Source organism: uncultured Gimesia sp. (assembly GCF_937919775.1).
Classification (GTDB): Bacteria; Planctomycetota; Planctomycetia; order Planctomycetales; family Planctomycetaceae; genus Gimesia.
The window spans coordinates 1-7763 of the sequence record NZ_CALFPF010000353.1; the positions used below are offsets into that span (position 1 = coordinate 1).

Genomic DNA, 7763 nt, shown 5'->3' on the forward strand with positions numbered 1-7763 from the left:
AATCATATCGGATAATCAGATGTGGGAGGTTAATGATATTTTTGCGGTTTTTCCCAGATTGTGCATTTTTTTAGATTTTAGTGATTTGGACTGTTTTCTACTTTACTTTTGATGAGTATTAAGTCGAAAACGAACTATGGTGAGAGACATTGTGCTCTGAGTTCAGAGTGAATTTCGATGTTGATTTGCCAGTTTGCCTAACTAAATGAGTTGTTTATACAACGTAAAAATATAAAAGGTGGTCTCATGAATGCGAGTTTTGCATTGCTCATCGGTTTAAGTGTCTGGCAGTATGACGGTGAAGTCAGCCCTGCTAACACAGTCAGTGCTCCCGCAACAATCTCATTAGCATCATGTGAATGTAGTTATCCTGCAGCCCATTCGTGTATGCCGGGGAACGCATGTGGTTCCGGTCAGTCGGGAAGCGGATATGGTGCTGTATGTAATGCTTGTGGCAGCAGTTTCTGTGATGGTTGCTGCAAGCTCAAGAAGCGGGGTTGGTTGAATTGTGTAACGACAGGAGATATGTATCCTCACTATCCTTACACTCCAGCGTATCACGGTTATTATTACTTCCGACCTTACAACTATACGAATATTTTGAGACAAAAAGGCGAAGTGATCGCGTTGGGTGGAGATCCCAAGGCGCCTTATTCTCATAAAATGTTCATTCAAATCTACGAGCAAATTGATTTGACTTCCTACGAAGAATCTCTGTCAAATGGTGACAATCTTCCTGTTCTGGAACCAATTCATCAGCCTCTTCCCAGCCTGGAAGACATTCTGAAAAGCAAATAAATTTAGCTTCTGCTTTATTGAGTCGATTGGCTGCAAGTTGAAATCAAAAAAAAGATCTGTGCCCTTGAGTGCAGATCTTTTTTTTATTGTGCTCGTGTGAACAAATGGTAAAAGATTCCAGGAGAATCCAGAGACGTACATTCGAGGAAAAGTTGTGAAGAAATCTGATTCAGGACAAATTTCCGCAGAAGGGAGTATGTCTGATCGAGAATGGCGGTGTTCGACGGCAATGATCTGGGGAGCATGTCTGTTCCTGACATGCACGGTAACGATCGCTGATCCTGATCTTTGGGGTCACACGCTTTATGGTCTAAGGGCGATCGAGCAACATGTTCTGGTGGAACGTTCTGACCCGTTTTGTTACACCGAACCTGACGCCGTCTGGGTGAATCACGAATGGTTTTCGGAGTTGTCTTTTGGCTGGTTATGGGGCAACTTTGGTAATGTCGGACTCTGGTTCTGGCGAAATTTCTGGTTGCTGGTGATCTTCATTCCAGCCTGGTTTGCATTACGAAAGTTCAAGGCGAGTCTGGCAGCGGCAATTTTGCTGCTGGTTTATTCCGCATTCTGCCTTTCACAGTTTGTCGTTTTCGTGCGCCCCCAACTCGTCACATTTGGTTGTTTTGCGTTGACGCTGTTACTGCTCAAGCACTATCTCGATCACCCCCAGTCAAAATCAATCTGGTATTTGCCGATAGTGATGCTGTTTTGGTCCAACTCGCATGGCGGTTTTCTGGCTGGTGTCGGAATTCAGGGGATCGTTCTGTTATGGATGGGGCAGGGCGTTTACCGCTCACTCTATCGGCGTCGGGATTTTCTGCGATTGGGCATTGCCGTCGGTCTGGGCTGGGCGGTGACATTGATCAATCCTTATGGCATTCGTCTGCACCAGATGCTCTGGGATCATTTGCTCACAAAACAGATCGTACGAGAGTGGCAACCACTCTGGGAAGCACAACAGGCGTTGTTGTACTATGTTCCTTTTTTACTGATCGCGCTGGCATTTCTCGGTTCACGGAAGTGGGAATGGATTGATCTGATTTTAATTGCAGTGGTTGCTTATCAGGCCGTCAGTCATATCAGGCATGTCGCATTACTGGCGATTGCCGTTCTGATTTTATTACCGCGGCCTGTTTCCGATGCGATCAGAAGACTGTTTCCTCATATCAGTCGACAGTGGGCCGGACCCCAACGCGCGCGGTTACGTTATCTGCTGGTTCTTTCAACGATGCTTATGATCTGTGGACTGGGAATTCAGACGATCGCGAATCTCTGGAGAGAATCTATTCCGCCCTGGCAGATTGGTGTCGAAACGCAAAGCAGAGCACCGGGCATGCCTGTCGCGGCGATCACAGTCATGCATGACCAAAAGCTTACTGGAAATATCCTGACCGATTACGGCTGGGCACAGTATGTGATCTGGCAGACGTTTCCGGAATCACGAGTGGCCTTTGACGGTCGTTATCGAACTGTCTACTCGGCCAAACTGGAACGGGAGTTTGTGGAATTTCAAAAGCTGGATGAGAACTCTCGCGGGCCAACCCCACTGCTGGATCAGTATCCCACAGAGATTTTATTACTACCCTCATCAATGCCAGCGATTAAATACCTGGAGCAGCGTAAAGACTGGGCGCAGATTTACGAAGATCAGCAGGCAACTCTGTGGGTAAGAGATCTACCTCGCCTTCAATCCATGATTGAACAGGCACGGCAGGCAAAACTGACAATCCCTGAGGTGGAGAAATGGCGCCGTTTTCCTGCAGATCCTAAAACGATCGCAAATAAATGAGAGCGTATTCTGTTGGAATAAAACGGCCTGCTGCCATGTGGATAAGCCGTTTGAACTCGACATTGCTCTGTCGGTTCAGTATTAGCGGCAAGATCGGGAGTGAGGGACCCTGTTCAGTTCTGACGTAGAGCCTGGCCCTTGTGGGGCCTCTGAGTCTAATTGAAACAAGATCTCGCCTTCCTCGATATCGATTACGGTTAAAAACTGATTGCCCACTTGAATTGTATCACCAATGGAAAGTTCCATTTCTAAACTTCGGGTTACCAGGTCTGCCACGTATGAGCCTTTCATCGATAAACAGTGGTAAATCTCTTAACGGCAGTCCTGATACTGAGTATTACGATATATGTACGCATGTTTCAAGGATCTACTGAGGACTTCAAGGGGGGAGAGATTAGCAGGAGTTCCCGTTTATGGCAATTGAAACCTTTGAAGATGATCAGTTCTGCGAAAAAGTATAAAAAAACGGAGAGATTTCGGTTATCATAAACCGTAGAGATTATAGTTGCATTTGGTGGGTTTCTTCGATTACGATTACGAAGGTGTCTATCTTTTCTATTTACTCTATCTTCTTACCTGGTATTGCTTTTCTCATAATTATGTCATTGCAAGAGGTTCAATCGACGGCAACTCTTTTACCACTCGAGTTTACGCCCCTTTTAAAGCGTACCCGATGGGGGGGAGAGCGTCTGGGAACTCAACTGCATAAATTAATCGGGATTGAAGCTGATTATGGTGAGAGTTGGGAACTCTCTGATCATCCCCAGGCTCCCACTCTGATTGCCGGTGGCGAATACGCAGACTGGACGCTGTCCCAGCTGATTCGCAAAAATCCAGACGCCCTGTATGGGGCAGGGAACAATTATTCGACGTTTCCTCTGTTGATCAAATTCATTGATGCCACCGATCGTCTTTCTTTGCAGGTTCATCCCGATGAGACCCGGCAGAAGAATTTTGATGCGACCCGTTCCGGTAAATCGGAAGCCTGGGTGATACTCGATGCGAACGAGGGCAGCCGGATTTATGCTGGCCTCAAACCGGGCATCGATGAAGTCCGGCTCAGACAGCATCTGGAGCAGGGAAATGTCGAAGAATGTCTGCATAGTTATCCGGTTAAACCGGGAGATTGTGTGTTCATTCCCGCAGGAACGCTGCATGCCATCGGTGAAGGAATACTCCTGGTGGAAGTACAGCAAACCAGCGATATCACGTTTCGCCTGTTTGACTGGGATCGTCTGGATCACTCAGGGAACCCGCGTCCGTTACATGTTGCGAAAGCGTTTGAGTCTATTAACTTTGAAAGAGGGCCCGTCGAGCTGCTCGAACCCCGGATGCTGTCCAGAGGCGATCATCAAATTGAGCAATTACTGGAATCGGATTATTTTTGCATCCGCCGTCATCACTCCCGGCTTTCATTCCCACTCGCTTCCATGAATCAGGCACAGATTTTGATCGTTCTGGAAGGGGCAGGTCAATTAGACTGCGGTGCAGAAACATATGAACTGTTAGAGGGAAAGACTATTTTAATCCCGGCGGCTGCCTCCGCTTGCCAGATTCATGTGGATGGTGAAATCACATTTCTGGAAGTCATCCCGGCTTAATCAGATATGCCTGCTGTGGATTATCTGGGCGCTGGAAAACAGTATTAGCGTTGATATCTTTTGTAACCTTCCAGTTCAAAATCGTGCAGCGTGCCTTCCAGTCGTTTTCTGATCTCCTGTAAGCGCTGGTGATCTTCAATTTTACGGTCGTGTTCATCAATCACGTAAAATACATCGACAACCTGATCAAGGTGTGTTGAAATTTTTGCCATAACGACAGACAGCCCCATACGGCTGATGGCGCGTGAAACGATATATAACAGGCCAATCCGGTCGTGAGCGATCACATCGATAATCGTGCACCGCTTGGACGATTGGTTGTCAATTTCTACGCGGCCCAGGCCAAATTCGCCGCTGAGGTTGGACGATTCCTTAAAACGCTGGTTCTTTAAGAACATGGTTTTGGCATCGGTTTCCCCGAGGACGGCTTTGCTGATTTCCTGTTCAATTTTCTGGATCCGGCTGCGAGGGACTTCGCCGGAATAATCGTTATCGATCACCCGAAAACCGTCGACCACTCCTCCGGAAGAACTGGTAGTAATCTGCGCGGAGATGATATCCATACGTTTGGCTGTAAAGACACTGACCATTCTGTGGAAGCAGGATTGCGAGTACATGGCAGGCGCTATGACGTGATAATTGACGGTGCCTGTCTCCGTTTCATATTCTCCTTCCACAACAATCTGATCTGCGGGAAGCTCACGCAGGATTTTGATGTCGGCGGCGATCCGTTCAGAGGGGGTCACCAGCAGATAGTGCGGAGAAAATGAGTTAAATAATTCTGTAAACCAGTTTTCCGGGTCTTCTTCAAGATCCAGAATGTGTGGCAGGTCCAGATGGCTGCGAACCTGTTGTTTGACGCGTGCGAGTCTCTGATCACGATAGTGGCGGGACTGTTTACCACCGAGCAGCAACATGGTTCGTTCATAAAGATCCGCGAGTAATTCGGATTTCCAATCAGTAAAAACGCCGGGACCCACGGCAGTGATGTCGGCGGCCGTTAAGACGTAAAGCATGCGCAGTTTTTCCGGACTGCCGACTTTCTGACTGAATTCGAACAGGATGTCCGGATCTGAAATATCACGACGAAAAGCCAGATGGGCCATCGTTAAATGCTCGAACACCAGAAACACCAGCAGCTTCTGCTCTTCATCCTGCAAGCCCAGGCGGACAGCAGTATCAGCGGCAATCATCGCTCCCACTTTGCAGTGGTCTTCTCCATACCCTTTGCCGATATCGTGCAGCAGAATCGACAGATTCAGGATGTCTTTCTTTTCAATGCGTCGATAGGAACTGCCCAGGGTGGAGTCATCGTTTGAAAAGCTTTCGGCTGCCTCGATTGCGCGAAACGTGTGTTCGTCGACGGTATAACTGTGGTACTGATTAAATTGCAGCAAGCAGTAGGCATGTTTCATGTAGGGGATCAGCAAATTCAAGATCCCCGTTTCAAACATGGTTCTTAGCGTCGGTCCCAGAGCGTTACTCCGATCCAGCATGGCGCGAAACAGATCGATCGATTTATTGGTAACGTTCGGAGGCAACTTCAAAGCTGCCTCCCGGATGGCGTCCAGTAGATCTGGGGAGATCGAGATACCATACAGCGAAGCAGTGTCAAATAATGTGAGGATTTCTTCCAGGCTGCTGCAGACCCTGGCGCGGTATCTGGGGATGACGTCCAGATGATCTGGTACAATTTTGAGAATGGAATCCGAACGGTGGGTCATGAGGAAGTCATATACCCGCGACAGGAGTGGCTGAGGGCGATGTGCTTTGATAAAACGTTCGGTGATTTCGGCAACCGCTTTGCTGTGTCGAAAGTATTCCTGCATGAGAATCTCTACGGGGCGTTGTCCGTTGGTCCCTTCAATCCGGCGCTGGTCTGCCATCCAGAGCTGTGTGTCTTTTGTAAACAGGTCTTGCTGTCTACCCGCCTCATAATGCAGCTGAATACGAACTTTGAGCAGATAATCACGGGCATTTTTCAGCGTTCGCACATCGCGACTGCTGATGCGACCGTCCAGCCGCAACATATCAAGATTCGCAGTGCCATATCGCGCGTAGCCTAACCACCGTAAAAGATGAATGTCTCGCAGGCCACCCGGCGAGCGTTTGATATCAGGCTCCAGCTGCATTACAGCGCCGCCGTGCTGTTTGCGTTCTGCCCAGCGTGCCGTCACACATTGTTCAAAAAACAATCGTCTGCGAAATAAGATGACATGGCGATAAAAAGCGCGAATCAGCTGTTCGGCAAGATGTTCGTCTCCCCAGATCGAACGGGCTTCAATCATGGCGGTGGCAAATTCGGGCTCGGTGCGTGCCATCTTGACCGAGTCAACAATGGTTCTCACACTGTGCCCGAGTTTTAAGCCGGCATCCCAGCAACTGCGGACAATATTACCGACGAAATCCGAAAACTCTTTGACAACCTGGCCGCGATAGAGAAACAGCAAATCCACATCGGAATAAGGTGCCATCAATCCGCGTCCCGAACCGCCGATGGCCAGAATCGTGCTATGCTGACTAAGTTGTTTCTGCTGTGATTCAGGGAGTTGCTGAAACTGGTCCTGGATGATTTGCAGAATCAGCTGCTCGATGGATTCTGCAATCGCCGTTGCAATCTGCAGGCCACTGGCCCCGCCGCGCAACAATTCCTGACCACGTTGTCGGGCCTGTTCCACCTTCGCGCGATAGACAACAAATTGTTGTGCAGAGCAGGGGGAAGAAGTGTTTGACATCATCGGTTCCAGGCTGAAGCAATAAAGAAAAAAAGTTGCCCGGGTTTATGACAGCAAATGATACAAGGTGGCAATCATTCAATTAAACGGCTTCCGGACCGGTCTCTCCCGTACGAATTCGAATGACTTCATCAAGACTCATGATAAAAATCTTCCCGTCACCAATCTGACCGGTGCGTGCAACCTGTGTGATCGTTTCGACGGTCTTCTGGACCATATCATCCTGAACAACAATTTCGAGTTTCACCTTAGGAAGAAAATCAACGATATATTCATTGCCCCGGTAAGTTTCCTTGTGACCGCGTTGACGACCAAAACCACGGACTTCACTGACAGTCATCCCGCTGATACCGATTTCAGAAATCGCGTTTTTGACTTCTTCCAGCTTATAATGCCGTATGATCGCCTGAATTTTTTTCATCTAAGACTACTTTCGAAAAACCGTAATTTGAGCCAGATCAGAGTTGATGTAAAGCAAAAGGGGCAGGAAAATGCCCCTCGCTTTACGTCGTTTATCAAAGAGCGGTATCTCCAGCTTCACCCGTACGAATACGAATAATGTCTTCGACTGGCAAGACAAAGATTTTACCATCGCCGATCTGGCCGGTTCGTGCTGACTCTAAGATTGTGTCAACAACAGCTTTAACCTGATCATCGGGGACAATCACTTCCATCTTGGCCTTTGGCAGGAAATCAACCGTGTATTCTGCACCACGGTATTGTTCCTTATGGCCTTTTTGACGCCCAAAACCACGGACTTCAGAGACCGTCATCCCTTGAACACCAATTTCAGTCAGAGCATCTTTAACTTCTTCGAGTTTGAAATGTCTGATGACAGCT

The 7763-nt window shown here is 48.1% G+C and carries 6 protein-coding genes; 3 read left to right on the top strand and 3 right to left on the bottom strand.

What is annotated here, in order from left to right:
* Nucleotides 1–246 precede the first annotated feature (246 nt).
* From Q0294_RS09825 to Q0294_RS09835, 3 genes are all read left to right on the top strand, one after another.
* On the top strand, nucleotides 247–798 hold the full coding sequence (locus tag Q0294_RS09825; RefSeq protein WP_299464103.1) for a hypothetical protein: 552 nt from the start codon (nucleotides 247–249) through the stop codon (nucleotides 796–798).
* A 196-nt stretch (nucleotides 799–994) separates the two neighbouring features.
* Nucleotides 995–2587: a hypothetical protein gene (locus Q0294_RS09830; protein ID WP_299464106.1), complete on the top strand. Its 1593-nt coding sequence runs from the start codon at nucleotides 995–997 to the stop codon at nucleotides 2585–2587.
* 605 nt (nucleotides 2588–3192) lie between these two features.
* On the top strand, nucleotides 3193–4188 hold the full coding sequence (locus Q0294_RS09835) for a type I phosphomannose isomerase catalytic subunit (protein WP_299464109.1): 996 nt from the start codon (nucleotides 3193–3195) through the stop codon (nucleotides 4186–4188).
* Nucleotides 4189–4232: 44 nt separating this feature from the next.
* Here Q0294_RS09835 and glnD read toward each other — a convergent pair whose 3' ends face one another.
* The 3 genes from glnD to Q0294_RS09850 form a co-directional block, all read right to left on the bottom strand.
* Nucleotides 4233–6923 carry a [protein-PII] uridylyltransferase gene (gene glnD / locus Q0294_RS09840; RefSeq protein ID WP_299464112.1) on the bottom strand — a complete coding sequence of 897 codons (2691 nt, stop codon included), beginning with the start codon at nucleotides 6921–6923 and terminating at the stop codon, nucleotides 4233–4235.
* Between the two features lie 82 nt (nucleotides 6924–7005).
* Nucleotides 7006–7344: a P-II family nitrogen regulator gene (locus Q0294_RS09845; RefSeq protein WP_299464115.1), complete on the bottom strand. Its 339-nt coding sequence runs from the start codon at nucleotides 7342–7344 to the stop codon at nucleotides 7006–7008.
* Nucleotides 7345–7438: 94 nt separating this feature from the next.
* Nucleotides 7439–7763, bottom strand: a 325-nt coding sequence (locus Q0294_RS09850) for a P-II family nitrogen regulator (RefSeq protein ID WP_299464118.1), incomplete at its 5' end; no start/stop codon positions are given.

What these genes read in the sequence shown, in the direction of transcription:
- Q0294_RS09845 (WP_299464115.1), bottom strand. Translation starts at nt 7,344, where the DNA reads ATGAAAAAAATTCAGGCGATCATACGGCATTATAAGCTGGAAGAAGTC.
- glnD (WP_299464112.1), bottom strand. Translation starts at nt 6,923, where the DNA reads ATGTCAAACACTTCTTCCCCCTGCTCTGCACAACAATTTGTTGTCTAT.
- Q0294_RS09830 (WP_299464106.1), top strand. Translation starts at nt 995, where the DNA reads ATGTCTGATCGAGAATGGCGGTGTTCGACGGCAATGATCTGGGGAGCA.
- Q0294_RS09825 (WP_299464103.1), top strand. Translation starts at nt 247, where the DNA reads ATGAATGCGAGTTTTGCATTGCTCATCGGTTTAAGTGTCTGGCAGTAT.